Here is a 24,947-nt window from a genome sequence, read left to right as displayed (position 1 = left end):
TGAAGGGATTCTTAAGTTTTGAGAAATTTTTCTTATTCGTCGCCTTCTCCACGACCTAAATCACCTAATCCATATTCATCAATTACTTTATTTCTAAATTCATCTTTTTCGTCAATTTCTATTTGCTCTCTCTTTTCATCTCCTTGATAGACAGTTCTAATTGGCCATGGAATTCTAATATCGTATCTTTTGAATTCTTCATACATTATCATTCTTAGATCTGTTTTTGTCTTAAATTGTGAACCGTAATCCTTTACGTACAACCACATTGAAAAATCCAAAGCAGAATCATTGAATTGATTAAATCGTACAACTGGTTGAGAAATATCTACATGTAAATCCTTATCACAACCACAACTTGATTTATTTTCATCCAAGTTTGGACATCTATTTTGTCGAACTAGGTGTCTTCCTTTAGCATCTTTAATTTCAACCATGCCACGTTTTCCAATTTTAACTAAAATTGCTGCTACCTGTTTTGGATCATTGAGATATGAAACACCTACTGTAACTAGTGCTGGGACAAGTTTGTTTTCTTTTGTATAGTTGATTATTTGTGCTGTCACCAACTGTCTAGTAGGAATTATTGCTACTGATTCATGTAATGCATCTCTAACATATGTAACTCTAGGTGTTATTTTATGAACAATTCCGTTATACCCTGATTCTAATTGAATTCTTTCTCCTTCTTTGAAAATATTGTCTTTTCTAATCATCAAATAGGCAAAATAATTTTGCATTGTTTCTTGTAGAGCTAAACCTATACCAATTGCAAGTCCACCTGTTGCTGTTGCTAATACAAACAAATCTACTCCCCACCATGATACAATTCCTAAAATTGTTGCAACAAAAATTCCTACTGGTAAAATTTGTTTAAAAGATTTAGGAATACCTTCTCTTTTCTTTCGTGCATATCCAGCTGGTCTATTACTAGGAATTAATGGCTCAAAACCATTGATTCTCTTCTCTTCTCTCCATATGTCTATTGGAAATATTTCATCTGGTTTTGCTCCTGGTTTTAATTTTCTTCCTGATTGATTATTTCCAGTAACGCAATTGTTAAAATATTTCAAATATTTTGCTCTTTCAGATTCTTTCCATTTTTCAAATGGATTGCTGACTAATTTTTCATAACTCCCAATAGGATTTCCCTTTGAATTACGATGTTGTTCTAATTGATTAATTCCTTCTTTTGTTTTACATAATTTTTTAAATTCTTCATCAGTAAAATCTTCTGGCGTAATTGTTGGTGGAACCCATTTGTATAATTTATGAAAAAGATCATTATCGTCAACAAAACCTTGCATATCATACCACATACCAAAATCTTCTTTTTCAAGAATTGATTTATCTCGTTTTGTAAGCATAATGGGAATTAAATGAGAAATGGTATAGCCTATAACTAAAATATTAAAAGTGTTGAGAATTTTTGCAAAAGTTTCTTCTGGAGTTAATTCCATTGTTAATGAATTAGAATCATTTTCAAATAATTCTGAAGTTTGAATATATGCATTTGTTGATGAAATTAATGCGATTGCAAAAAATGGTAATACTGCATTTTGCACAAATTTTGACAAATGTGGTCTAGTGTAAAAAATTTTTTTTGATTTAATTAATGAGGAAAATTTTCTATAAGCAGCAGCTATTGCAATTATTCCAATTATCATGATGAGAAATGCTAATTGAAGTGATTCTGATGATGCCAATAATTGTGAAACAGTTTCAAATTCGCCAACAGAAATTTGTGAAATATCGCCTTCGCTCATAATTTATCTTCTTAATTTGTTCTATTTTCTAGAATAAAATGTTAAGCGATCAGGATTATATTGAAAAATTACCAATTATTACTCATTATTTTGTGCCTATAATTGATGTAACCTTTAACAAGGGTTTCAGTACTAGTCTTAAAATGACCTATCAAAAATCAATTTGGAACGAAACCCCATCTATGAAATCATATACGTTATCAAATTTTCGTCAACTTCCACAAATTCAACAACTTTCTGAAGAAAAACAATTTGAGATGGAGGTTGTAGGAAATGTATTGCCATTTAAAGCAAATAATTATGTCGTTGAACAATTAATTGATTGGAATAATATTCCAAATGATCCTATTTTTGTTTTAACATTTCCACAAAAAGGAATGTTAAAACCTGAACATTATGATATGATGGCTGATGCATTAAAAAATAATGCTGATAAAAAAGAAATAACTAAGATTGCAAATGAAATTAGATTACAATTAAATCCACATCCTGCAGGCCAAATGGAACTTAATGTTCCAACACTAAATGATGGTACAAAATTATACGGAATGCAACATAAATACAAAGAAACTTGTTTGTTTTTCCCAAGTCAAAGTCAAACCTGTCATGCATATTGTAGCTTTTGCTTTAGATGGCCACAATTTGTTGGAATGGATGAAATGAAATTTGCAATGCAAGAAGGTGAACAACTGGTTCAATATGTTAGAGAACACCCTGAAATTACAGATGTATTATTTACAGGAGGTGATCCAATGATCATGAAAGCAAAAATCTTTTCAAAATATATTGATGCAATAATTGATGCAAATCTTCCTAATCTTAAAACTATTAGAATCGGAACAAAGGCACTTGCATATTGGCCTTACAAGTTTTTGACAGATTCAGATTCCCAAGAAATGTTACAAGTTTTTAAGAAAATCACTGAAAGTGGTTTGCATCTTGCATTTATGGCTCATTTCAACCATCTAAATGAACTATCTACACCAGCTGTAAAAGATGCAATTAAAGAAGTTAGAAAAACAGGTGCTCAAATTAGAACTCAATCTCCTCTTTTAACACATATCAATGATGATGCAGAAATGTGGGCAAAAATGTGGACAAAACAAGTTGAATTAGGTTGTATTCCATACTACATGTTTGTAGTTAGAGATACAGGTGCTCAACATTACTTTGGAATTTCTTTAATTAAAGCGCATGAAATTTTTAAAAAAGCATATTCTTCGGTTAGTGGAATAGCTAGAACTGTTCGTGGACCAAGTATGTCTGCAACACCCGGAAAAGTCCATGTTATGGGAACTACAAATGTAAATGATCAAAAAGTAATTGTCTTGAGGTTCATACAAGGCCGAAATCCTGATTGGGTGGATGTGCCATTTTTTGCAAAATATGATGAAAATGCAATATGGTTAGATGATTTAAAACCCATATCTGATGAAAAATTCTTCTTTGAAGAAGGAATGATTGAAATCCAAAAAAATAAACTCAATTGAGAGTTTTTACCCTAAAAATTACCTGACTTTATTGCCAATTCTATCTTACTAGATAACATTAGTAAAATAATTTCTAAGATTTAGTAATTGGATTCTAAACAGGTACTACAAACTATTGAAGATGAAAAAATCTCTTTCATCGATTTTTGGTTTGTAGATATTTTTGGTGAACTTCATAATGTTGGAATGCCTAGTTATGCAATTGATGAAACTAGTTTTGTAAATGGTCTTGAAAAACTAGATGCTAGTTCAATTGTTGGATTCAAATCTGTTAATAATTCTGATATGATTTTAATGCCTGATCCAAATTCATTTAAAATTTTACCAAATGACTATGATCCAGGACATAGAAAAAATGCAAGGATCTTTTGTGATCTTTATGATGGGAGTACAAACAAAAAAGATAGATACAATAGAGATTCTAGAGGAATTGCACACAAGTCAGCAGAAAAACTTGGAGAATTTGGATTTACTCACACGAATTGGGGCCCCGAAATTGAATTTTTTGTTTTTGATTCAATTAATGTTTATCCATCACCATATGCTGCAACCCATTCAGGTGGTGGTTCAGGTTATTCAATTGAATCTAAAGAATCACCGTGGGCTAAAGGAAATGTCAGTACTGCTATAGATATCAAAGAAGGATATTATCCATCACAACCAAAGGACACACTTGAAGGATTTAGAAAAGATGTATGTGATGATTTGTATAATTATTTTGGAATAAAAATTGAAGCAGAACATCATGAAGTTGCAACTTCAGGCCAATGTGAAATTAATTTAGTTTATGATGAAATGATTGGAATGGCTGATAATGTAATTGCAGTTAAAAATTTAGTTAAAGTCAAAGCTAAAAGAAAAAATAAAGTTGCAACTTTTATGCCAAAACCAATTTTTGGTGATAATGCATCAGCTATGCACACACATCAAAGTTTATGGAAAAATAATACTAATGTCATGTATGATCATGATGATGAAGTTGCTCAAATGAGTCAAACTGGTAGATATTATGTTGGTGGAATACTTAGTCATGCATCAGCACTATGCGCTATTTCAAATCCTACAACTAATTCTTACAAAAGACTTGTTCCTGGATTTGAGGCACCAGTCAATGTTTGTTGGGGATTGGCAAATCGTTCAACAGCAATAAGAATTCCAATGTATAATAGAAATCAAGAAAAAAGTAAAAGAATTGAATATCGTGTACCTGATCCTACTGCAAATATCTATCTATTAGAAGCTGCATTACTCTTAGCAGGTCTTGATGGAATAAAAAATAAAATTGATCCTGGAGATCCTATTGAAGAAAATGTTTACAAACTTTCTTCAGAAAAGAAGAGAGAATATAATATTGGTTCATTACCTGTATCACTAAAAGGTTCACTAGATGCTCTAAGTAGTGATTCTAACTTTTTAGAGGAAGTTTTTACAAAAGACTTCCTTGAAACTTATTCTGAATTAAAATATAAGGAATATACTGCATTTGCACAAACTCCTACTGCTTGGGAAGTTTCTATGTATGCAGATGCTTAGTGGTACAAATCTCAAAAATAACATTTTTAAAATTAGATTTTAATTTTTTATTATGAATTACAAATATCTTTTACTTTCATTATTGTTTATTCCCAGTTTTGCTGGAATTGCCTATGGACATACAGTAGATGCAGTTGGAGAATATCGTGTAGAAATTGGTTGGATGAATGAACCCGTTATATCAGGTGAGACCAATGGACTTGAATTGTATGTTAGTCCGTTAGAAGCATGTCCTGATATTCCAATTTTACTAGAATGTGCAAATTCTCAAGAATTTAAAAATGGTATTGAAGGATTAAGAAAATTATTAAAAATTCAATTTGTATATGATAATACTCAAACTATTACTCTGCCTTTTGTAGCAGATCATGATGTTCCCGGAAAATATTATGCCTTCATTACTCCTACTGTATCAGGATATTTTCAGGCAAATCTAATTGGAAAAATATTGGAGACACCTGTTAATTTATCCATGCATCCACCACCAATTGCAGAAAGATCATACATTGAATTTCCTCAATCTGCTGATTTGGCTTTAACTGAAGTAATTGATGATAATTCAAAACTTGAACAAAGAATTACTTTATTAGAAAACACCATTAAAAATTTAGAAGTTTCTAATGATAACAAACAGGATGAAATAGATGGAGCATATGTTGTAGTATTGCCAATTACAATTATTGGCATCATAATAGCAATTATTGCCTTGTTAAAAACAAGAAAAAATTAACTCTACGAGTATTTTTAAAAGAATTTCCAAATCATTGATATTCTCTAATGTAATAAACTACAAGTATAGGAAAATGATTACAGATCCTAACTAGGTTGATAAAAAATGGTAGAATCTAATTATGATATTTTAGGTATTGTAGAAGGAACTACTGAAAAAGAGATTAGGGACGCATTCAGAAGGTTAGCTTTACAATTTCACTCAGATCGAGGAGGAGAAAATGAACAATTCATTAAAATCAAACAAGCATACGATGATCTAAAAATTGGAAAAAAATATCCTGATACTGATATCGAAAAAATCAAAAACTCTAGAGTTTATTCTGATGAAAGCGAAGAGGATGTTAGAAGGAAAAATCAGATTTTAGGTCAAGAATTATCTAAAGAAATGAAAACTGCTGAAGAATGGGCATCTGCTTTAAATCGTTCAAATGCAACTGCTAGCAGATTATTTGGTTCTAAAACTCTTGGTGAAATTGAATTAGAAAGGAAAGCAACAGGAACATTATCTATTAAAGGTAATTTTATGGCTGGAAGTTTAACTTATGATGGGCCTATAATTATGCAAGGAAGTATTACTAGCCCTTCATGGACTCAAGAATATAAAACTAATATTCGTTTAACTAAAGGTGATTTCAAATTCATTGAACCACTAGAAAATAAATATAAAATTGAAAATGGTGCACAAATTTTTGTAGATAATGGAAATGCAGTTGTAGGTAATATTTATGGTAGAAAATTTAGAGTTGAAGATAAAGAAGGTAGAGTTGGAGTTTTTCAAATTCAAGAACATAGAACAACTATATCTGCACCAGAAGGAAAAATTGTTGCTGAAAATGTTGTAAATACTGTATCTCTCGTAGCAGATTCAATCATTGTTTTAAATGTTGAAGAAGATGCAGTTATCTCTGCACGTGAAATTTTATTTTATGGCAGTAAGTTAACTTATGATTGTGTAATTAAATTAAAACAAAATGGTTCAATTAGATTTTTTGAAACATTTTCTATTCAAGGATTAAGTGGTGATGCAATTATTGAATTGGAAAATGGTAAAAAGATCCGATTGTTTGATCTTAAAACTAAAAAAATTAAAGACTTAGCTGATGAATTTGTTCCTCATAAAGAAAATTACAATAAAGATGCTACTATGGTCGGAAATGGATTTACTATTACTTATGACATGTTGGATAATTTATCAAAAAAACCAACTAAGAAATCAACTTCAAATTGGAAATCAAAATTCAAATTTTCTAAAAATTAGATTTGATACAAGTAAACTTATTTAAAAATAATAAAAAGAAATTAAAAATTGTAGAACTAATCTAATCGATTAATTCAGTCCAACCTTTGACGAAGACTGAGTTCTTGTAGAGTGGAACTGGTTGTCCAACTGTAAAGTCCATTGGTCTCATCCAAAAGATTGCTTTTGTTGGGCATACACCGATGCATGCACCATCAGAAATACATCTTTCTGGGTAGAAGACAAATGCTTTACCTCTTTTCCAGCCTTCAACTGGTTTTACTCTAAGGACATCAGGACCAAGTGTTGTACAGATTTCTACACAGAGTGCGCATCCGATACACATTTGTTCACTTATGTCTGGAATAATTCCTACTGGCATAACAAAATTAAATCGAGATCCGTGCTTAATATAATTTACCTAAATTTTTAGACCTATAACGGCGTTTCAAATTTTATAACGGCGTTTGATCTAGATCGCTTTGTTTTTTTCTTTTGCTTTGTTCTGATCGTTATCAATAATTCTAATTGTGAGTTTATTTTGAATTTTTTTTAAAAAATATAGATTAGTTTCAGATAATTTCATAACGTGTTTACCTCCTGGAGATAAAATCCATTCATAATTATCTTTATTTTTAGCCATACCAGTCACTACAACTGTACAATCACTTTGTTTACTTAATGATGAAAGTAGCATTAAACATGAATTAACAAATCTGGCAGATTCTAAATCATCAAATAAATTGTAAATTCCATTAAATGAATCAATAATAATAAAAAATTCTTTTTCTGAAATTTTACAAATAATTTCTGATAATCTTTCTTTCCAATCAAGCTTATTTGGTCTAAAAATTTCTACATTCTCTTTTTGTTTTATCATTTTTGACTCAATATATCCAGAATATAACAAATCCATATCGACAAAAATAATTGGATTTTTTATAGAAGAAATTAATTTATCTAAAAATTCAATTTTGTGAAATGAATTTAAACATAAAACTAAACTAGGTACATTATTTTTAAATTCATTTTGAATACACTTAAGATCATCATTTAGATTTATCTCAGGATTTTTATCCAACACCAAAGTAGGACTTTACAGATATAATAATGAATTTAATGTCAAAAGATATTTCTGCTGATTTTCCTGTATCCAACAAAATCTATTTGAATAATGCATCTGTTTCTTTAATGCCTTCTCAGAGCATTAGTGCAATGAATGATTTTCTAATTTCATACAATTCTCTAGGACCTGATTCTAGCGATTCAGCATGCTTAATTGAAGAAAAACTCAATAATGTAAGAAAAATTATTGCTAAAATTATTTGTTGCAAGTCTGAAGAAGTAATTTTGACTCAAAGTACTACTGATGGAATTAATATTGTTGCAAATGGTTTATCTTTTGATGATTCCTCTAACATCATAATTAGAGGAATGACTCATGAACATCATTCCAATTTTTATCCGTGGATTAAATTAAAAAATAAAATTTCAGTTAGAAATCTTCCAATTGATTCAAATGGGTTTTTTAAATTAGATGACTTAAAATCAAATGTAGATAACAATACAAAATTATTAGCTATAAGTCATGCTTTGTATAACACTGGTTCCATTTTACCTGTCGAAAAAATTTCTGCTTCACTAAAAAAGGAAATCCCATTTTTTATTGATAGTGCACAAACAATTGGGTGTATTGGTACACATGATGTATCAAAATTGGGATGTGATTTTATGTCATTTAATGGGTCTAAATGGTTGTGTGGACCAATGGGAACAGGTTTGTTTTATTGTAAAAAAGAATCAAGTGAATTATTAGAGCCAAAAACTGTTGGAGGTGAATCTGCAATAATTGAAAATGACAATAATTTAATTTTTAAGGATATACCTGAAAAGTTTCAAACTGGTTTTAGAAATTATGTTGGAATTGTTGGATTAGAATCTTCAGTAAAATATCTGTTAAATTTTGGTATGGAAAATATTCGCAAAAAAAATCAAAATTTATCTAATATTTTTAGAGATGAATTAATGAAAATCCCTGATGTTGTTTTATACGGCCCAGAGGATCCAGATAAACGAACCAGTATTGTCTCGTTTAACATCAAGAATTTTGATTCAGAAAAAGTTGTCAAAAAACTTGAAAAACAAAATATTATTTTAGCGGTTAGAGAAATAATGGAAAAAAAGATTATTCGTGTATCGCCTCATTTTTTTAATAACGAATCAGATATGCTAAAAGTAATTGATGAAATTAAAAAACTATAGATTTTCTTGCTCTTCAATAACCATCATAGTAAGTGTTGATTGAACTTTACTGATTTTTCTAATTTTATTTGTAATTATTGCTCTTAATTTCTCTGCATCATCAGATGAAATTTTTAAAACAATATCATATACTCCATAAACTCCTCTAACTTCATATTCCACATTTTCCTCAGTAAGAATTTGTTTTATTTCAGTAATTATTGAAACGTCTGTACCTAAATCTGAATTCAATAATACATAAGCAGTAGGCACAATATAATTTTGATAAAACAGTATTTAACTTTTCATAATTTTAAAATTGATTTAATTTTTTAAATGATTCATTTTCAATATTTTCGTAATGCTAAAAATATAGTATGTTGATCAGATAATAGTATGAGTAAGCCAGGTAATATTTGGAGAAAAGTTCATGGAAAAATTACAAAAAAACCTACGAATTTTTCTTGGTTAATTGACGAAAAATTAGCTGGTTCAGGAATACCTACATCACTTCATGAATTTGATTGGCTTCTAACTCAAGGCGTAAAATCAATTGTTACTATGACTGAAAATCCTCTACCAGATGAATGGACTCATAAAATTGATTATCTGCATGTTCCAACAGCTGATTTTCATGCTCCTGATATGGAAGGAATAGATTCTGCAGTTGAATTTATTCAAAATCAAATAAAAAATAATCAATCTGTGATGGTTCATTGCGCTGCAGGATTAGGAAGAGCTGGAACAATTCTTGCATGTTATTTTATAAAATATAAAAATTTTTCAGCTAAAGAAGCAATTGAAAAAATTAGAAAAGAAAGACCTGGATCTATTCAATCAGATGTACAGGAATTAGCAATAAGTTATTATGAAAAATATGTGAGAAATTAGTTATACAAATTCTGAAACTAATTTTCCATCAACGTTTTTAATTTTCAACGTAATGTTTTCTTGAAAATGTAAAGTCATTCCACCTTCAGGATCTGGATCTTCAACTTTTACCAATTCCAACATTTTGAGTTTATCAAATTTTTCCATTCATAATCACCTATTCTGGAATTGATACGGTTTCAATTTTTCCATCAACTGCTTTGATAAACATAAACCTGTTATCTTTAAAGATGAAAGTTATTCCACCTTCCTTATCAGGTTCTTCGACTTCAAGAATTGGTTGTCCTAATAGACCGTCATATTTTGCCATTGTTAATCAAAGAAAAAAGTTCCTTATATCCTAATTGATTACGACTTCTATTTCATTAGAATTATTTTTGATATTGCCTGGTTCAGTATAATCATGTTTTTGCCATGATGAAAATACTTCAGCTCCTATCTTGTGTTTACCTTTTCCTAAATCAGATGCTTTGAATACAAACTTTTCATTAAAGTCTAAGAATTCTTCTCTAACTTCTTCTTCACTTAGTCTGATAAATGGCTCAAAGTTTTTTGCAACTTGAACCCAAATTCTTCTATCTTTCATTGGATTAACTAATTTTGGATTTCTAGTCCAAAAAATAGCGGCTTTTCGATAAGAATCAATAGTTCTTCCCAATTCCTTCTTTCTAAAACCACCAGATGTCAATTTTACACCATATTTCAGTTTCATTGAAACATCGTTGTTATTGTATGCTTTAGTCCAATTTGCTTCATTGAATGCATCTCTAAGGCCCCCTTCAATCGAAAATTGGACATTTATCTCAATATTTTCATCTGAAGAGTACTCTTCTTTGGATTTTTCTAGTGTTATTTGTGAAATTTTGCTTTCTGTCATGCTATAGTTCATATGATTTATATCCGCAATAAGTGCTTTTTCTGAATACATGAATGCAGAAGTAATCAGTTCAGAACCCAAAGAAATCAGTATTTCTGTCACAGAAACTGATATTGGAGTATTATACATTATTCAACACGAACTTCTAAAGGCCTCAAATGTTGATTTTGCAGGTGTAATTGTCAAACACCCATTAACTAATGAGTGCTGGATGAGAATTAATTCTAGTTCAAAACCACTAACTGAGGTTAAAAAATCAGCAGAATCTGCAATAAAGATGGCTGATGAGTTCAAACAATTATTTAGTTCAAAATTAGGGTAAATAAAATTGAAATTTTGCCCCAAATGTGAGGTTAAACTAAAAAAAGGTGAATCCGGTTTAGAGTGTTCTAAATGTGGTTACATTGACGGAGAAAAAGTACAAAAAAAGAAAAAAATTGTTGCCGAAGAAGAACCTGATTTCTCATTACTTGCTTTTGAAGGAAATGAAGGCGAAGAATCTCATCCTACAGTAAAAATTGATTGTGAAAAATGTGGTCATGATGAAGCAGTTGGTTGGATGTTTCAAACTAGAAGTGCAGATGAACCTACAACTAGATTTTACCGTTGTCAAAAATGTAAATACACTTGGCGCGATTACACATAACGTTTAACTGGAACTTATAGCCAAGAAAATTAAATTGACTTTTGGAGCTAAAACAAATGGTTCAGATGATCTAAAAGCTATCATCTCTGCAATATCCACTTTAGTTGAAGAAGCAACTTTTGTTGCAACGGCAGAAGGAATTTCTTTTAGAGGGATGGATCCATCTCATGTTGCATTAATTGATATATCTTGGCCAAATTCAGCATTTGAGAAATATGAATGTGATAGCGATATTAAATTTGGAGTTAGGATAGATGAATTTTCAAAACTTATCAAACGTGCAGATAAAAAAGACAGTATAGAAATTAGTATTTCTGAAGAAAATATGTTACTTGTAACAGTTGGAAAAAATAAAAAATACAAAATTCGTCTAATTGAAAGTTCTGCAACTGACACACCATTACCAAAAATTCCATATGACTCAAAAATTATTTTAACTTCATCAAAATTTGATAAAATTCTTGGTGACGTACAAGTTGTTTCCGATTATTTAACAATCAATACGTCTGATTCAAAAGGTAATTTTTCTGGAAAGGGAGATTCTGGTGAGGTAATAATTGATCTTGATAAAGATGCTGATGATATTGAGGAAATATCTTCAAAATCTGATAGTGAAGGTACTTACAGCCTTGAATATCTGAATCCTGTAGTTAAAGCCGTAGGCAGCAATGCTGGATTTATCACATGTGAATTTTCTAGTGCAAAACCACTTAGAATTGAGTTTAAAGTTGCAAATATAGGAAGAATCCACTTTTATCTTGCTCCACGCGTGGAAAGTTAAAGCATTTAAACATTGAATAATTCAGATAGTTTAACTTGAAACTTGTTTTAAAATACGGTGGAACATCAATATCTAATACCAAAGATATTCAATCAGTTGCCAAACACGTAATTTCATTATCCAAAAAAAATCAACTTGTAATAGTCTGTTCAGCAACAAGTGGAACAACAGATGATTTAATTGAAATATCTGAATCTATCAAAAAAGAAAATAAATCTAAAGCAGAACAACTTGCATCAAAAATTACCAATAGGCATAAGCAATTAGCAAAACAAACAATCAAAAAATCTGACATTCAAAAAAAATTGTTAATTAAATTAAATGATGATTTTAAAGAACTTGTTGCACTGATAGATGGATTAGTTTTGTTAGGAGAAGTGACATCTAGATCAATGGATTATTTGATTTCCTTTGGCGAAAGATTTTCTGGAAAATTACTTGCAGCTGCAATAAATGATTTAGGAAAAAAAGCTATTCCACTAACTGGTAAGGAAGTAGGTATTGTAACTGATTCTAATTTTAGTGAATCAAAACCACTTATGGATACAACAAGATTAAGAGTTTCAAAAAGTATTGATACATTATTTTCTAAAAAGACTATTCCTGTAGTAGGTGGATTTTCAGGTGCAGATCAACATGGACACACAACAACATTTGGTAGAGGCGGTTCTGATTATTCAGCTACAATTATTGGTTCTTGCTTAAAAGCTGATGAAATTTGGTTAATGAGTGATGTTGATGGATTAATGACTGCAGATCCAAAAATTGTGAAAAATGCAAAATTACTCAAAGAAGTATCATATACAGAAGCAATTGAAATGGCTTTGTTTGGAGCAAAACAAATTCATCCAAGAACATTTGAACCACTTTTAGCAAAAAAAATACCAATGAAAATAAGAAACTCATCTAATGCAAAAAATGAAGGAACTTTAGTAACTTCTTCGCCTTCTGCATCTGTAAAAAATACTGTAAAATGTGTTAGTAATATTCGTAATAATGGATTAATCGATATACAAGGTGGAAGTATGATTGGAACACCTGGAACTGCAGCAAAAATATTTGCTACTTTAGCAAAAGCTGGAATTAATGTTATGATGATTTCTCAAAATCCTTCTGAATCTAGTATTACAATTGTAGTAAAAAATTCTGATCTTAACAAGGCGGTTAGTGTTTTAGAAATGGATCTATTAGGTAAAATCATTAAAAAATTAGAAGTCACTACAGGAGTTTCAATTATTGCATTAATTGGTTCAGGAATGAGAGGAACAATTGGTGTTGCATCCAAAGTCTTTGCGGCAATTGAAAAAAATAAAGTAAATGTATCTATGATTACTCAAGGATCATCAGAACTTAATCTTGCATTGGTAGTAAAAAATTCTGATACAAATACTGCTGTACGTGCAATTCATGATGCATTTACACTAGATAAAATCAATTAAGACAAATCATTTAAAGTAATAAAATTAGTCAAAATTATTGAAAAAAATAATTATTGTTTTGCTAATTGGAATTTTTGTTACTGGAATTGTTTCAGTTTCAACTTTTTCAGATCAGTATGTTGATGCAGGATCTACAAAAAAAGTTCATTTCACTCAAACAATCACTTCTTCTCAAGATCCTGGATTAGGTCATGAGGATCATCAATTGGCTCTTGTTTTATCCCCAAATGAAGGTACAATCTATGATGGTTCTATGACATTTACTTCTAGTGAGTTAGTTAATGTAATTGTTTTACATGAAATTAATCAAAATGACGTAAATGGACAAGAAACATGGGCTGTCAACGAAAGTAAAATTTATGGCCTATCTTTACTAAATCCAGAAAAAAAATCAGGATCAATTGAATTTACAGGTGCAGGAGTTGCATTACATTCAACAAACTCAAAAGAATTTACTACAACTGTAAGTATTGATGGTTGGATTCGAGGACAACCAACTCAAGTGCTTGAACAAAAACTTGAATTTCAAAAAGAGGATCCTTCATTACTACTTTCACGAACTAATGTCCCTATAGAAATTCCAATGCACAAAGGACTGCATAATGGAAATGAAATTCTTTACATAATTACCGATGCAAGTGATAAAAATTATGTTAATACTATTTCAGAAAAACAAGAATTGAATATTCAATTGTCAAAATCACTTAAAAATATTCCAGAAAATAATTTACAAAAAATTTTCCTTTTTAAAAATGGAATTGAAGGAGATGGATTTTTTGGATTTCAAACTGATATTTTTTCTGAGACTCCACAACAATCTGATTATTCTCCATTAGGATCTATAATTGAAGTTACATGGAAATCTGGTCAAAAAGAAATTATTTTTGAATCAGCTGATGATATTATTGATGCTGAACAATCTGGTCGAATCAAATTTAATGAAACAAATGTAGTCGTAAATACTCCTCAAATAAAGTGGTCAGGTGGACAAATGACTGAACGTTCTGATAAACAAATCAGTAACAAAATGTCATTTTCTGGAGGTCAAATCACTGAAATTAATGAAGATGAATTGATTGTAACTTTTGTTGCACATAGAAGCTGGGATTCAAACGGAAAAACAATTTACTATATTATTACTGATGTAACCCCAATTGGGCCATCAAAATTAATTGGTGTGAAACATTCTCCATCAATGTCAGATCTATTAACAAATTTGTCTATTATTGAACAATACCAATTCAAAAATGGAATTATAGGATCTGGTTCTTTAGATTTTCAACCAGAAATTTTCAATTTTTCTTCAGATGAAGAAAATTATAATCCGATCTCAAAAATATATCTTGTAGAATGGCATGATTCTAAATCCGCACAAATTCTACAAACAAAATCTGACATTGATTCATTTCATAATGATGATCTAATTACAGTCAGCATTGCACGTCCATCAAATAATGAATACATCATTAATTCTCCAATAGTTGATCCATTTCAATAAAAATACCACTAAACGGATAAATTAGTTGAGAAAAAATTATTTTTAATTGACTGGTAAACTCTACATTGTTGGTGTTGGTCCTGGACATCATGATCATATGACATTTCGAGCAAAAGAAGTAATTTCTGAAAGTGATACGATTGTTGGATATGAAACTTATGTTAATTTAGTTCAAGATCTGATAGGAGGAAAAACTATTCATCGATATGCTATGACCCAAGAAGTCGAAAGAGCACATCAATGTATTGATCTTGCAAAATCTGGAAAAATTGTTTCCCTGGTCTCTAGTGGAGATCCTGGAATTTATGGAATGGCTGGATTAATTTATGAAACGCTTGCAACAATAGGCTGGGATCCTTCTGATGAGCTTAAAGTAGAAATTATTCCTGGCGTATCTGCTTTGAATTCATGTGCATCAATTGTTGGTTCACCACTAATGACAGATTTTGCTGTTGTTAGTATGAGTGATTTGATGGTACCTTGGGAGATTATTCAAAAACGTGTAGAATCAGCTGCTCAAGGTGATTTTGTACTTGTAATCTATAATCCTAAAAGTAAGAAACGAGTTCATCAATTACAAGATACTCAAAAAATTCTGCTTAAACATAGAAAACCTACTACCCCTGTTGCAATAATTAAAAGTGCATATAGAGAATCTGAAACAATCGTAATGACTAATTTAGATAATCTGCTAAATTTTGATGAAGAGTTGGGTATGACAAGTACTGTAATAATTGGTAACTCATCAACATATACTTACAAAGATTTAATGATTAATCCAAGAGGATACAAATCAAAATATAATTTAGAAGAACAAACTAATCCTGATCTAAAAGTTTAGAAACTTTTCTTGATGGCTTCAGAAATTTCATCACTAAGATTTAGTTTTTCTCTTATAGGACTAATCACTTTAACTAGATAGTTTCCAACAGTTTGTTTTAAATCTCCTGGATGTAATTTATTTTCTGCAAAATCTGTATGTAGTTCATTGTAATTAGAATAAGAAACATTACCACCATATTTTTCTGGTCTTTCAACATTAATTTCATTAAATTCATGAAAAATTACATTTTTTGCAATTTCTAATACAGGATTACTTTCAACATTTTGCTCCTCACACCAAGATTTACTAATTTTTTTCTTAATTTCATTATCTGTATTGTGAATAAATATGCCTGAGTTTGGATCTGATTTACTCATTTTTCCTAAAACTTGAGAATTATCAGTATCTGCTGGTTTTGATAGTCCTGGTAATAATTTATGGTGAACAGAAACTGGGACTTTCCATTTCATTTTAGGAAAAATTTCTCTTACTAACATGTGAATTTTTCTTTGATCCATTCCTGCATGTGCAATATCTACATCTAAAGAATGAATATCAACTGCTTGCATTGCTGGATACAATAATTTAGCTACATCTATTTTGTTATCATCTTCAGAACGACCCATTATAGTTAACGTTCGCATTGTTCTAGCAATTGACATATGTTTTGTAAATTTTACAAGCTCAGACCAATATTCTGTTTTTTCTTCATACAATTTAGATCCTAAAACAATTTCTGCATTTGGACAAACTAGTTTGAAGGCATCTTGATAATATTTTGAAACCTTAGAAATTGTATCCCAATCTCCTCCTAATTTATCATTGATTAGAGTATGCCAATCTGCAAGAAAGATTTTACAATTAACTCCAGCCTTTACAAAATCATTTATTTTAAAACCGGTACTGATTAGACTGCCTAAATGTAAGAAACCAGAAATTTCTAATCCAATGTAATGATTTGGAGAAGAATTTGTTTTAAATAATTCAGTTAATTCCTCACGTGTTACAACTTCTTCAGTTGGAGGTTTTTCAATTAAATCTACTTTTTCAATTATATCCAAATCAAAACAACTTTTAAAATCTAAGCCTATAAAGTTATTTAAAATTATTTTTTTGTATATAGAATCTTTGAATATAGGTAAAATTCTATTATTTTTATGACACTTGAAGAAGGATTAGAATTAATTAATAATTATAAAAAAGGTTTAGAAAAATTTTTAGAAACACTACCTGAACAATCTGTTCAATTAGGCTCAGAAATGATACAAACTCTGACATTAAACTCCAAAAACCAAATTGCAAATTTAGAAGCAATTGAAAAATCACTATTAAGGCCTGCAAAATCTTAATTTATTAAATTTCTAGAATCACTATTTACAATTTTTTTTATGTTTTCTTAATTCTTCGCTATAATCAAATTCAGCTCCACACGCTCGACATTTTTCCTTTTTTTTGTTATGTGCTTTTTCTTGGTGTTTTTTCAATCTTTCAGAATCTGGCAACACGGTTCCACATTTTTTACATTTTAAATCATTCTTACTTGATCCAAATAACCCCATTAGTTTACAATGTATCTAATAGTATAAAACATAATTTCATCAAATATTTTTTTTGAAATAATTTCAAAAAATAAGATTATTTCTTATAATTTTTATTCATCTAAACTTTTTCTAGGTTTTACACTTAGATAAAATGCATGTGCGCTAATTATGAATGCTGCAAGAAATATTTTAGTTGCAAAAACCAAGTTCCATGGACGGTCAGGATCTGGATAAGCTACTAACAATTTATCGATATCTGGTACTATTCCATTTACTACTCCTGCTGTCATTTGTGCATTTAAAACTGTAAAATTGTATAAAACTTCATAAAAAGAAATTATTGCAAAACTAAGCAACATCAATTGAAGTAAGGCCATTCTAGTTCCAACAATTTTATCACCAGCAGTTCGTCTCCAACCAATTCTAGTGCAACAATACCATCCAATTATTGTTGAAAAGAATATCCAAGTTGAAACTCTAGCAAAGTTCTCAAATGGAATAGTAGTATTGTGAATTACTTCTCCCATAACATATGTTCCATGTTCTAACCATTCTAACATTGTAGCATAAACACCAAAAACTAATGATGAAACCATAATTGCACCACAAGTGTAAAAAATGTACAAATAGACTTTGTAACCTGAATCAGTTTTTTCTAAATGTCGTGGTTTCATTCTATGATTTGCCAAATTTTGAAATATAAAAATTCATACATATTAAACGAGATTTATAGAGTAGTTCTTCTAGGTAAAATTATTGAAAATACCCATAAACATTCCTTTTGTAGGCAAGGAAGAAATCTCAGTAGTCACATCCATTCTTAAAAATGGAGCTTTAACTTCTTCAGCGAATCAAGGTGGAAAACATGTTCAAGATTTTGAAAAATCGGTTTCTTCATTTGTGAATTCAAAATATACTGTTGCTGTAAATTCTGGAACAGCAGCACTACAAGCAGCGTTATATGCTTTAGACATCAAGCATGGTGATGAAGTTTTAATTCCATCTTTCACTTTTGTTGCAACTGCAAATTCTGTCCTATCTACTGGTGCAAAACCTGTTTTTGTTGATATTTTAAAAGACAATTTTACAATGGATCCAGATCAACTTCAGAAAAAAATTACAAAAAAAACCAAAGCAATTGTCCCAGTACATCTTTATGGTAATGTGGCATATTTGGATAAAATTTCTGAGATTGCAAAAAAATTTAACATTCCAATTATAGAAGATTCTGCTCAATCACTTGGTTCAACTTTTAAAAATAAACACACTGGAACATTTTTTGAAATGGGATGTTACAGTATGTATCCCGCAAAAGTAATGACTGCAGGTGAGGGAGGATTTATTGTTACCAACAGTAAAAAATTACGAGATAAATTACTGATGATTAGAAATCATGGAATGGTAAAAGGATATGACAGTAGAATGTTAGGTCTTAATTTGAGATTGCCTGAAATTAATGCAGCAATTGCAAAAATACAAATGAAAAAATTACCAAAATTTTTACAAGCTAGACAAAAAAATGCAGAACTTTTAACAGAATTACTTTCAAAATCAAATTTAACTTTACCAATTCAAAGAAAACATGAAAAAGTAAATTGGTATCTTTATACAATTACTTCACCAAAACGCAATACTCTTTTGAAAAAACTTAATGAAAAAGGAATAGGTGCAGCCTCATATTATCCAATTCCTGTACATAAAACCCCGTTTTACAAATCTAAAACAAAGTTGCCAATGACAGAGTGGGCTGCTTCAAAAGTACTTTCTTTACCAATTCATCCTAAAGTAACTTCAAAAAATATTGAATTTATCTCAAAATCAATTTTTGAAATACTTTGAACAAGCTAAGTGATACTATTGGAAAAATTTGTGAGGTACTTTTACCCATTCCAGAAGAATTCTATGTTGGTAATACAAATTCATCAATTTGTATATGCACACTTTCTAGCATTAAATTATTAAAAGAAATAAAAAATTCAAAAATTTTTGAGAATGTTGCAATTGCAGGAAGATTATTTACTGAAAATAAAGGAATTGATTCTATGATAAAACATGTAAATGAAAATAAAAAAATTAAAACAATTATTGTATGTGGAAAGGAAGTTTGGGGTCATAAATCTGGACATTCATTATTTGAATTACATAAAAATGGAATTGACAATGATAAGAGAATAATAAATTCAGCAAGTCCTGAACCGTTTCTAACTGTTTCAAATTCTGAAATACAATATTTTCAAAAAGAAATAACACTTGTAAATTTAATTAATGAAACAAATATTGAATCAATCATTAAAACAATTGAAAAAAACTAATAACCATTTTTTTGTCTTTCATGATTAATTTGGTTTTTTCTCTTATATTCCTCTAAAATATCATCAGGTGTTAATTTCAATTCTAATGATGCTTGAACAACAAAATGCCATATGTCAATTAATTCTTCTCTAGCCTCATTTTGATTAAATTCAGTAGGTGTTTTCCACCATTTCCAATTTGTAGTCCTTTGTAATTCAACTGCTTCATGCATAATTGCAGTACATAATGCTGATACTCTACTTTCAGCGTCTTTAGGATATCTATCTAATTTCATAATTTCAGACAAACCTTTCTGAAGTTTGAAAATTTCATCTAATCTATCTTCATTTTTTTCTGACATGATAATTTATTTTTAAAATTATTTACTTAAGTCTTTTTAAAATTGGATCATTTTTTCATATGATTTTATACGTTTTCCAATGTCACCTTTTTTTATTTTTAGTAATCCATCTAAACCATATTTTTCAACTGCAAATGATCCAAGAACATTTCCATACACTACAGCTTTTTTAATTTCTGAAATTTTTGTTGTATTTTTACTGGCAAGGTATCCAATCATTGCTCCTGCAAACGAATCACCTGCACCTGTTGGGTCTACAACATTTTCTAATGAAAATCCTGCAGTAGGAAAAACTACATCATCATAAAACATCAAGGATCCATGTTCACCTTTTTTAATTATAACATATTTTGCACCCCATTGTTTCATCTTTTTTGCACATTTGATTAGATTATGTTCTTTAGTTAGCAGCTTAGCTTCTTCATCATTGATTACAACTGCATCAACATTCTTTATCATTTTAATTACTGCACTTCTTTTTGTTGATATCCAAAAATCTATGGTATCGCACATTGAAAATTTTACATTGTCAAATTCTTTAATTAATTTTGTATTTTGTTCTGGATCATTATTTGCAAGATAAACAAATTGTGATTTTTTATATTCATCTGGTACAATTGGCTTGAAATCTCCCAGTACATTCAATTCTGTTTTTAAAGTAGATCTTGTGCTTAGGGTATTGTCATATTTTCCATCATAACGAAATGTTTTACCTTTGCTAATGGTTAATCCTTGTAAATCTAGATATTTTGACAAAATATTGTGATTCTTTTTTGAAAAATCTTCCCCTACAACTGCAATTAACCCTGTTTTTACAAAATTACTTGATGAAATTGCAGCATATGTTGCTGCTCCTCCTAAAACATTTTTTAGAGTTTTAGTTGGTGTTCTAATTGTATCTAGAGCTGTAGAGCCAAAAACAGTAAGCATAAATTAAAAAATTAATTTATTGTATAAATTTCCTTGTTTGCTCTTCATTTGGAAAATAATCAAATGTAACATCAATTGATGTAACCAATAAATCATATTTTGTTACTCCTGAAATCTTTACTGATTTGGATTCATCTGAACTAGTATTTGTTGTGAATGTTCCTTGTACTAAATTGGTACTTAGTGGATATAGTGTGAAAGATTGTAAATTACCTTTTCCGACAATTTCATCATCATAAGAAACAAAAAATTCAGTTTTACCTGCTGACAGTGTTAATAATGACGGATTTTCAAATTTTAATTTAATTTCATAATTTGTCTCATTTTGATTTTCATTAATGATTGTATTTTCAAAAAGATCTACTGATATTTGAGATACTGATTGAATTTGTGAATATCCTGTGATTCCAATTAATAACAAAAATAGAATTATTGCACCCTTTTTCTTTAATGATGTCATGTTAAATCCTCAAAAATTTTTCTTTTAAGCTAAAATTAATAAAAAATCCTAATTATTTGTGTAAAATTTTTGATTTAATCTTAAATCTCATTAGAGCTATCTCAATAAATCAAAATTAACCCAATAATTCTCATTGGCACGAATAAAGCTCAAACTAGGTGAGAATGAAATTGAAGTTGATTCTAGAGATTTTTATGTTGATAATCAAACATTAGGTGAAATTATTGATAATATTTCCCAATATATGCCAGAAAATCAAGCTAAAATTGTTTATGAATCTGATTCCAAACAAATTTCAACTAATATCAATAATGGTTTGGAATCACTAGATGATGCAGAAACATTTGAACCTGAATTTAATGAACCAAAGTACATTCAATCCAGTGAAATTTTATCAAAACTAAAAATTTTAGAAACTAGCAAATTTTTTGATTCACCAAGATCAGTTGGTGAAACTGTTCAACAACTTAGAGAATATGGCTGGGCTGCAAGTACATTAGATGTTTCAAAAGCATTGGCAAAAATGGCTTTAAATAAAAAATTCACTAAAACTTCAAGTGAAAATCAAATCCGTTATTCAATTGAATCCATTCCACTGTCTAATTAGAAGAATAGTTACATTCTGAGCAATTAGAAAAAATTTCTCCATCTAGATGATCAAAGTGAGTATTACATTCTTGACACGTGTGATGCATGTCAAAATATCCATCTTTTTCAGTAATTCCTATTTTATTTGATTCCAGATTTGTGCTTTTACACTTTATACAATGACAACCGCATTCTATTTTCATAATTTTCTCAGATAATCTATGTATAGTTTCTATATCTATACAAATCATTGGATAAAAAACGTGAAGTTCCAATAGAAATTGATGATCATTTCAAACTTTTTGGTAAAGAGCCATGGGAAGTTGAATATGGTGAAAAATGCCCTGTGTGTGATGTTAGAATAGATGAATATGGTTTTTGCTCTTGTGGTTCTAGCGGAGACTAAACTTTTTCATTAATGGAACTGTCAAAATTATCATAAATCCCATAATTAATGGAATAAACATCGAAAATTCCGGAATTACTGTAGTTCCAATAATTGTAACTTGACCTGTTGTTTCAGGCTTTAAATTCAATGAAACAATACCTCCATCTCTAATAGATTTTGCATGTTTAATTTTTTCATCATCTAATAATGTAACATATGGACCTCCTAACAATTCTTCTGACATTGTAATTGTTACAAATTTATTTTCATCATTTACTTGGAAACTAATACTTTTTTCTGGTTGATTGAAATTAAATTTTTCAATTTCAGAATCTGTAATAATTTCTACATCAAATTCATTTTCTTCCCATGTTACGTTCTTAATTATTTTTGATTCATTAGAGTAAAACTGAATTTTCATATTTCCTCCACCATTAATGGATAATCCTTTTTTATCATCTAAAAATATGATATTGTCATTTGCAAATACCAAATTAGTTTTTTCATCAAATAAAACAGAAAATTTTTTAGGATAAGAAATCTCAGTAGTTAATAAATTATTTTCCAATTTCATATTTTCTAAATTATATTCAATTATTGTGTTCTGTTTTGATGGTAATACCAAGATAGTTATTTTTCCAAGTCCATCATATCCAATTCCTGAATTAATTTCTTCTCCTAATTCGTTTGTAATCTTCACATTAAGATCTTCTTCATTTTCAACTTCAATAAATAAGGGAACAGAACTTGGCATGTTTGAAGAACTTACTATGTGCATAACCCCAATCTCTCCATCTGAATTAATTTTTACTTCAATTGATTCTTGTTGTGCTTCAGAACCAATTGATAATTGACCATAAACTGTTGGAATTACAGTTATGAGCCCAAAAATTATGATTGTAGAAATTATTTTGTGATTCATTTATTCTAAAGTTACTTTAGTCATTACAACTTTTTCTAATGGACAATCGTTTCCATCTTTATCCATATTGACAATTTTATCAGCTACATCCATTCCTTCTTTGACTTGACCAAACACTGTGTATTGTCTATCTAAGAATGCACTATCTGATGTTACAATGAAGAATTGTGATCCTGCACTATCTGGATCTTGTGCTCTTGCCATTGAAACAATTCCTCGTAAATGTGATCTTGAACTAAATTCTGCTTTAACGTTATATCCTGGTCCACCCATTCCCCAAGAACCTTTATTGTCAGTTTTTGTATTTGGGTCTCCTCCTTGAATCATAAATCCGGGAATTACTCTATGAAATAATGTTCCGTCATAAAATCCATCTTTGGTTAATTTTTCAAAATTTCTAACTGTTTCTGGAGCCAAGTCTGGTAATAATTCAAATGAAATTTTTCCATGATTAGTTTCAATATTTGCAGTAGTCACAAAGTTTTGGAGATTAAATTATCATAAAAGTCTTTTTGATAAATCATCTGAAGATTTTCTATACTTTGTTAGATTTTTTTAAAAAAATTACAAATTTTTTTTGCATTTGTTAGTCAAGAAATTAAGATTTAATTTTTTCCAATTATTTTTAATATCTATTTTTTTAAATTTTTCAAGTTATAGTGTTATATAGATCGATTAGAAATATGATCTATTGAGTCGTACAAACCAAAGCACGATAATTAAAGAAGCAATTAATTCCTATTTGGATAAAGGAGTTACTGACAAACAAGACATCTATACAAAAGTAGTTGATGAACTTGGTGTCCCAAGACCTACAGTACGAAGGGTTGCAAGAGATCTAAGAACTGAATTATTACAAAAGATCCAAATTTTGCAATCTGATATGCCTAAAGTATCAAGTACTCCTGAAGAAGCAGAATAATTCTCCTTTCCATTTTATTCTTTTATTTTATAAAAAATAGCATTACTATTATAAAGAATGAATTTTTGCAATAAATCATGGGATATTGGAAAAATCATATGGCAACCATCATTACAGCAGGATTTGCTGCTGTTTTAACTGGATTGTGGCCACCATTTTATGATTATGCACCAATTCTAAATTTTGTCTTTATCATGGCAGTACCAATTACATGGTTTATGGCTCTAACTTGTTGGTTATCTCAAAAAAGTGCAGACTATGCAACCAATCATGGTCATGAGTACGCAGTTCATCAAAAAAAAAGCTTGAGTAATTCACAAACACTACAAGTTGAAGTTCCAAAACAAGTTAATTTATCAGAAATTAAACAAATTCAAGATGAACTATCTACAGAATTAAATGGATTAAAGTCATCAGTAGAGCTAAAAGATGATGAAATTGAAAGACTAAACCAAGAAATTTCTAATCTCAAAACTCTTGTACAAATTGAATCATTAAAGGCAGAACTAGCTAATCTTAAAGCCCTATCTTCAAAAAGAAAATAATTTCAATCTTTACAGTGGCAAGTGACTGTGCCGTGATTTTTTTT

The 24,947-nt window shown here is 29.5% G+C and carries 34 protein-coding genes; 19 read left to right on the top strand and 15 right to left on the bottom strand.

Annotated elements, in window-relative coordinates; all coding sequences use genetic code 11:
- Positions 1-32: 32 nt before the first annotated feature.
- A complete protein-coding gene (locus NMSP_RS08120) occupies positions 33-1,766 on the bottom strand; it encodes a mechanosensitive ion channel family protein (RefSeq protein ID WP_086908265.1) in 1,734 nt (577 codons plus the stop codon).
- A 143-nt stretch (positions 1,767-1,909) separates the two neighbouring features.
- Here NMSP_RS08120 and NMSP_RS08115 point away from each other — a divergent pair, with 143 nt between their 5' ends.
- The 4 genes from NMSP_RS08115 (at position 1,910) to NMSP_RS08100 (ending at position 6,779) form a co-directional block, all read left to right on the top strand.
- The gene (locus tag NMSP_RS08115) at positions 1,910-3,256 is read left to right on the top strand and encodes a KamA family radical SAM protein (protein WP_086908446.1); all 1,347 of its coding nucleotides are present in this window, start codon (positions 1,910-1,912) and stop codon (positions 3,254-3,256) included.
- 87 nt (positions 3,257-3,343) lie between these two features.
- Positions 3,344-4,789, top strand: a complete 1,446-nt coding sequence (gene glnA, locus NMSP_RS08110) for a type I glutamate--ammonia ligase (RefSeq protein ID WP_086908264.1) — start codon at positions 3,344-3,346, stop codon at positions 4,787-4,789.
- Positions 4,790-4,841: 52 nt separating this feature from the next.
- Complete coding sequence (locus NMSP_RS08105) at positions 4,842-5,519, top strand: hypothetical protein (protein WP_086908263.1); 678 nt, start codon at positions 4,842-4,844, stop codon at positions 5,517-5,519.
- 105 nt (positions 5,520-5,624) lie between these two features.
- Entirely contained in the window at positions 5,625-6,779 is a 1,155-nt protein-coding gene (locus NMSP_RS08100) for a J domain-containing protein (RefSeq protein ID WP_086908262.1), read from the top strand.
- Positions 6,780-6,840: 61 nt separating this feature from the next.
- On the opposite strand, the gene NMSP_RS08095 is transcribed toward NMSP_RS08100, so the two are convergent.
- Together NMSP_RS08095 and NMSP_RS08090 are read right to left on the bottom strand one after the other, a co-directional pair.
- Positions 6,841-7,140, bottom strand: coding sequence for an ATP-binding protein (locus NMSP_RS08095; protein WP_007402606.1), 300 nt, complete (start codon positions 7,138-7,140; stop codon positions 6,841-6,843).
- 90 nt (positions 7,141-7,230) lie between these two features.
- Positions 7,231-7,842 carry a hypothetical protein gene (locus NMSP_RS08090; RefSeq protein ID WP_086908261.1) on the bottom strand — a complete coding sequence of 204 codons (612 nt, stop codon included), beginning with the start codon at positions 7,840-7,842 and terminating at the stop codon, positions 7,231-7,233.
- Positions 7,843-7,868: 26 nt separating this feature from the next.
- Between NMSP_RS08090 and NMSP_RS08085 the strand changes: the two genes are divergently transcribed.
- On the top strand, positions 7,869-9,020 hold the full coding sequence (locus tag NMSP_RS08085) for an aminotransferase class V-fold PLP-dependent enzyme (protein WP_086908260.1): 1,152 nt from the start codon (positions 7,869-7,871) through the stop codon (positions 9,018-9,020).
- Here the strand turns inward: NMSP_RS08085 and NMSP_RS08080 are convergent.
- Complete coding sequence (locus NMSP_RS08080) at positions 9,015-9,272, bottom strand: Lrp/AsnC ligand binding domain-containing protein (RefSeq protein WP_086908259.1); 258 nt, start codon at positions 9,270-9,272, stop codon at positions 9,015-9,017. The two genes, NMSP_RS08085 and NMSP_RS08080, sit on opposite strands and share 6 nt — an antisense overlap.
- 123 nt (positions 9,273-9,395) lie before the next feature.
- Between NMSP_RS08080 and NMSP_RS08075 the strand changes: the two genes are divergently transcribed.
- On the top strand, positions 9,396-9,890 hold the full coding sequence (locus tag NMSP_RS08075; RefSeq protein ID WP_086908258.1) for a dual specificity protein phosphatase 23: 495 nt from the start codon (positions 9,396-9,398) through the stop codon (positions 9,888-9,890).
- On the opposite strand, the gene NMSP_RS08575 is transcribed toward NMSP_RS08075, so the two are convergent.
- The 3 genes from NMSP_RS08575 to NMSP_RS08070 are packed head-to-tail and all read right to left on the bottom strand — an operon-like array spanning position 9,891 to position 10,767.
- Positions 9,891-10,037: a hypothetical protein gene (locus NMSP_RS08575; protein WP_192866174.1), complete on the bottom strand. Its 147-nt coding sequence runs from the start codon at positions 10,035-10,037 to the stop codon at positions 9,891-9,893.
- A 10-nt stretch (positions 10,038-10,047) separates the two neighbouring features.
- Positions 10,048-10,200, bottom strand: a complete 153-nt coding sequence (locus NMSP_RS08570; RefSeq protein ID WP_179362696.1) for a hypothetical protein — start codon at positions 10,198-10,200, stop codon at positions 10,048-10,050.
- A 30-nt stretch (positions 10,201-10,230) separates the two neighbouring features.
- A complete protein-coding gene (locus NMSP_RS08070; protein WP_086908445.1) occupies positions 10,231-10,767 on the bottom strand; it encodes a hypothetical protein in 537 nt (178 codons plus the stop codon).
- A 49-nt stretch (positions 10,768-10,816) separates the two neighbouring features.
- On the opposite strand from NMSP_RS08070, the gene NMSP_RS08065 reads away from it, so the two are divergent.
- From NMSP_RS08065 to cobJ, 6 genes are read left to right on the top strand one after another with little or no spacing between them, the layout of a single operon-like run.
- Positions 10,817-11,089 (top strand): RpoL/Rpb11 RNA polymerase subunit family protein, encoded by a 273-nt coding sequence (locus NMSP_RS08065; protein WP_086908257.1) that lies wholly within the window; start codon positions 10,817-10,819, stop codon positions 11,087-11,089.
- Between the two features lie 6 nt (positions 11,090-11,095).
- A complete protein-coding gene (locus tag NMSP_RS08060; RefSeq protein ID WP_086908256.1) occupies positions 11,096-11,413 on the top strand; it encodes a transcription factor S in 318 nt (105 codons plus the stop codon).
- Between the two features lie 34 nt (positions 11,414-11,447).
- On the top strand, positions 11,448-12,194 hold the full coding sequence (gene pcn / locus NMSP_RS08055) for a proliferating cell nuclear antigen (pcna) (protein WP_086908255.1): 747 nt from the start codon (positions 11,448-11,450) through the stop codon (positions 12,192-12,194).
- Positions 12,195-12,229: 35 nt separating this feature from the next.
- Positions 12,230-13,633, top strand: a complete 1,404-nt coding sequence (locus NMSP_RS08050; protein WP_086908254.1) for an aspartate kinase — start codon at positions 12,230-12,232, stop codon at positions 13,631-13,633.
- A 37-nt stretch (positions 13,634-13,670) separates the two neighbouring features.
- On the top strand, positions 13,671-15,131 hold the full coding sequence (locus NMSP_RS08045) for a DUF7482 domain-containing protein (RefSeq protein ID WP_086908253.1): 1,461 nt from the start codon (positions 13,671-13,673) through the stop codon (positions 15,129-15,131).
- A 46-nt stretch (positions 15,132-15,177) separates the two neighbouring features.
- Positions 15,178-15,972 (top strand): precorrin-3B C(17)-methyltransferase, encoded by a 795-nt coding sequence (cobJ, locus tag NMSP_RS08040; protein WP_086908252.1) that lies wholly within the window; start codon positions 15,178-15,180, stop codon positions 15,970-15,972.
- Here the strand turns inward: cobJ and NMSP_RS08035 are convergent.
- On the bottom strand, positions 15,969-17,015 hold the full coding sequence (locus NMSP_RS08035) for a tyrosine--tRNA ligase (protein ID WP_086908251.1): 1,047 nt from the start codon (positions 17,013-17,015) through the stop codon (positions 15,969-15,971). The two genes, cobJ and NMSP_RS08035, sit on opposite strands and share 4 nt — an antisense overlap.
- 96 nt (positions 17,016-17,111) lie before the next feature.
- Here NMSP_RS08035 and NMSP_RS08030 point away from each other — a divergent pair, with 96 nt between their 5' ends.
- Entirely contained in the window at positions 17,112-17,303 is a 192-nt protein-coding gene (locus NMSP_RS08030) for a hypothetical protein (protein WP_086908250.1), read from the top strand.
- A 21-nt stretch (positions 17,304-17,324) separates the two neighbouring features.
- Here the strand turns inward: NMSP_RS08030 and NMSP_RS08025 are convergent, their stop codons facing one another.
- Positions 17,325-17,513: a C2H2-type zinc finger protein gene (locus NMSP_RS08025; protein ID WP_086908249.1), complete on the bottom strand. Its 189-nt coding sequence runs from the start codon at positions 17,511-17,513 to the stop codon at positions 17,325-17,327.
- Positions 17,514-17,605: 92 nt separating this feature from the next.
- Positions 17,606-18,169 (bottom strand): hypothetical protein, encoded by a 564-nt coding sequence (locus tag NMSP_RS08020; protein ID WP_086908444.1) that lies wholly within the window; start codon positions 18,167-18,169, stop codon positions 17,606-17,608.
- Between the two features lie 82 nt (positions 18,170-18,251).
- On the opposite strand from NMSP_RS08020, the gene NMSP_RS08015 reads away from it, so the two are divergent.
- Positions 18,252-19,334, top strand: a complete 1,083-nt coding sequence (locus NMSP_RS08015) for a DegT/DnrJ/EryC1/StrS family aminotransferase (RefSeq protein WP_086908248.1) — start codon at positions 18,252-18,254, stop codon at positions 19,332-19,334.
- Positions 19,331-19,807, top strand: coding sequence for a tetrahydromethanopterin S-methyltransferase subunit A (locus NMSP_RS08010; RefSeq protein WP_086908247.1), 477 nt, complete (start codon positions 19,331-19,333; stop codon positions 19,805-19,807). Before NMSP_RS08015 ends, NMSP_RS08010 begins: the two co-directional genes overlap by 4 nt.
- Here the strand turns inward: NMSP_RS08010 and NMSP_RS08005 are convergent.
- The 3 genes from NMSP_RS08005 to NMSP_RS07995 are packed head-to-tail and all read right to left on the bottom strand — an operon-like array spanning position 19,804 to position 21,538.
- Positions 19,804-20,148, bottom strand: coding sequence for a dUTPase (locus NMSP_RS08005; protein WP_086908246.1), 345 nt, complete (start codon positions 20,146-20,148; stop codon positions 19,804-19,806). The genes NMSP_RS08010 and NMSP_RS08005 overlap by 4 nt on opposite strands.
- A 36-nt stretch (positions 20,149-20,184) precedes the next feature.
- Positions 20,185-21,078 (bottom strand): PfkB family carbohydrate kinase, encoded by an 894-nt coding sequence (locus tag NMSP_RS08000; RefSeq protein ID WP_086908245.1) that lies wholly within the window; start codon positions 21,076-21,078, stop codon positions 20,185-20,187.
- A gap of 16 nt (positions 21,079-21,094) precedes the next feature.
- Positions 21,095-21,538, bottom strand: a complete 444-nt coding sequence (locus tag NMSP_RS07995) for a hypothetical protein (RefSeq protein WP_086908244.1) — start codon at positions 21,536-21,538, stop codon at positions 21,095-21,097.
- 133 nt (positions 21,539-21,671) lie between these two features.
- On the opposite strand from NMSP_RS07995, the gene NMSP_RS07990 reads away from it, so the two are divergent.
- Both NMSP_RS07990 and NMSP_RS08565 read left to right on the top strand, forming a co-directional pair.
- Positions 21,672-22,145 carry a hypothetical protein gene (locus NMSP_RS07990; RefSeq protein WP_086908243.1) on the top strand — a complete coding sequence of 158 codons (474 nt, stop codon included), beginning with the start codon at positions 21,672-21,674 and terminating at the stop codon, positions 22,143-22,145.
- Positions 22,146-22,376: 231 nt separating this feature from the next.
- Positions 22,377-22,532 carry a hypothetical protein gene (locus NMSP_RS08565; RefSeq protein WP_192866173.1) on the top strand — a complete coding sequence of 52 codons (156 nt, stop codon included), beginning with the start codon at positions 22,377-22,379 and terminating at the stop codon, positions 22,530-22,532.
- Here the strand turns inward: NMSP_RS08565 and NMSP_RS07980 are convergent.
- Both NMSP_RS07980 and NMSP_RS07975 read right to left on the bottom strand, forming a co-directional pair.
- Entirely contained in the window at positions 22,519-23,436 is a 918-nt protein-coding gene (locus tag NMSP_RS07980; RefSeq protein ID WP_086908242.1) for a hypothetical protein, read from the bottom strand. The two genes, NMSP_RS08565 and NMSP_RS07980, sit on opposite strands and share 14 nt — an antisense overlap.
- A complete protein-coding gene (locus NMSP_RS07975; protein ID WP_086908241.1) occupies positions 23,437-23,913 on the bottom strand; it encodes a peptidylprolyl isomerase in 477 nt (158 codons plus the stop codon).
- 214 nt (positions 23,914-24,127) lie between these two features.
- On the opposite strand from NMSP_RS07975, the gene NMSP_RS07970 reads away from it, so the two are divergent.
- Together NMSP_RS07970 and NMSP_RS07965 are read left to right on the top strand one after the other, a co-directional pair.
- Entirely contained in the window at positions 24,128-24,358 is a 231-nt protein-coding gene (locus tag NMSP_RS07970; RefSeq protein WP_086908240.1) for a hypothetical protein, read from the top strand.
- 77 nt (positions 24,359-24,435) lie between these two features.
- On the top strand, positions 24,436-24,903 hold the full coding sequence (locus tag NMSP_RS07965; RefSeq protein WP_086908239.1) for a hypothetical protein: 468 nt from the start codon (positions 24,436-24,438) through the stop codon (positions 24,901-24,903).
- Positions 24,904-24,947: the final 44 nt, after the last annotated feature.

Origin of the sequence: Candidatus Nitrosomarinus catalina, from assembly GCF_002156965.1 — an archaeon.
Taxonomy (GTDB): domain Archaea; phylum Thermoproteota; class Nitrososphaeria; order Nitrososphaerales; family Nitrosopumilaceae; genus Nitrosopumilus; species Nitrosopumilus catalinensis.
This window is presented reverse-complemented; position numbering and strand designations above follow the sequence as displayed.

Excerpts from the sequence above, each read along its gene's own strand:
- NMSP_RS08120 (WP_086908265.1), bottom strand. The coding sequence starts at position 1,766 with ATGAGCGAAGGCGATATTTCACAAATTTCTGTTGGCGAATTTGAAACT.
- NMSP_RS08115 (WP_086908446.1), top strand. The coding sequence starts at position 1,910 with ATGACCTATCAAAAATCAATTTGGAACGAAACCCCATCTATGAAATCA.
- NMSP_RS08105 (WP_086908263.1), top strand. The coding sequence starts at position 4,842 with ATGAATTACAAATATCTTTTACTTTCATTATTGTTTATTCCCAGTTTT.
- NMSP_RS08100 (WP_086908262.1), top strand. The coding sequence starts at position 5,625 with ATGGTAGAATCTAATTATGATATTTTAGGTATTGTAGAAGGAACTACT.
- NMSP_RS08095 (WP_007402606.1), bottom strand. The coding sequence starts at position 7,140 with ATGCCAGTAGGAATTATTCCAGACATAAGTGAACAAATGTGTATCGGA.
- NMSP_RS08085 (WP_086908260.1), top strand. The coding sequence starts at position 7,869 with ATGAATTTAATGTCAAAAGATATTTCTGCTGATTTTCCTGTATCCAAC.
- NMSP_RS08075 (WP_086908258.1), top strand. The coding sequence starts at position 9,396 with ATGAGTAAGCCAGGTAATATTTGGAGAAAAGTTCATGGAAAAATTACA.
- NMSP_RS08575 (WP_192866174.1), bottom strand. The coding sequence starts at position 10,037 with ATGGAAAAATTTGATAAACTCAAAATGTTGGAATTGGTAAAAGTTGAA.
- NMSP_RS08570 (WP_179362696.1), bottom strand. The coding sequence starts at position 10,200 with ATGGCAAAATATGACGGTCTATTAGGACAACCAATTCTTGAAGTCGAA.
- NMSP_RS08070 (WP_086908445.1), bottom strand. The coding sequence starts at position 10,767 with ATGACAGAAAGCAAAATTTCACAAATAACACTAGAAAAATCCAAAGAA.
- NMSP_RS08065 (WP_086908257.1), top strand. The coding sequence starts at position 10,817 with ATGAATGCAGAAGTAATCAGTTCAGAACCCAAAGAAATCAGTATTTCT.
- NMSP_RS08030 (WP_086908250.1), top strand. The coding sequence starts at position 17,112 with ATGACACTTGAAGAAGGATTAGAATTAATTAATAATTATAAAAAAGGT.
- NMSP_RS08025 (WP_086908249.1), bottom strand. The coding sequence starts at position 17,513 with ATGGGGTTATTTGGATCAAGTAAGAATGATTTAAAATGTAAAAAATGT.
- NMSP_RS08020 (WP_086908444.1), bottom strand. The coding sequence starts at position 18,169 with ATGAAACCACGACATTTAGAAAAAACTGATTCAGGTTACAAAGTCTAT.
- NMSP_RS08005 (WP_086908246.1), bottom strand. The coding sequence starts at position 20,148 with ATGTCAGAAAAAAATGAAGATAGATTAGATGAAATTTTCAAACTTCAG.
- NMSP_RS08000 (WP_086908245.1), bottom strand. The coding sequence starts at position 21,078 with ATGCTTACTGTTTTTGGCTCTACAGCTCTAGATACAATTAGAACACCA.
- NMSP_RS07995 (WP_086908244.1), bottom strand. The coding sequence starts at position 21,538 with ATGACATCATTAAAGAAAAAGGGTGCAATAATTCTATTTTTGTTATTA.
- NMSP_RS07980 (WP_086908242.1), bottom strand. The coding sequence starts at position 23,436 with ATGAATCACAAAATAATTTCTACAATCATAATTTTTGGGCTCATAACT.
- NMSP_RS07965 (WP_086908239.1), top strand. The coding sequence starts at position 24,436 with ATGGGATATTGGAAAAATCATATGGCAACCATCATTACAGCAGGATTT.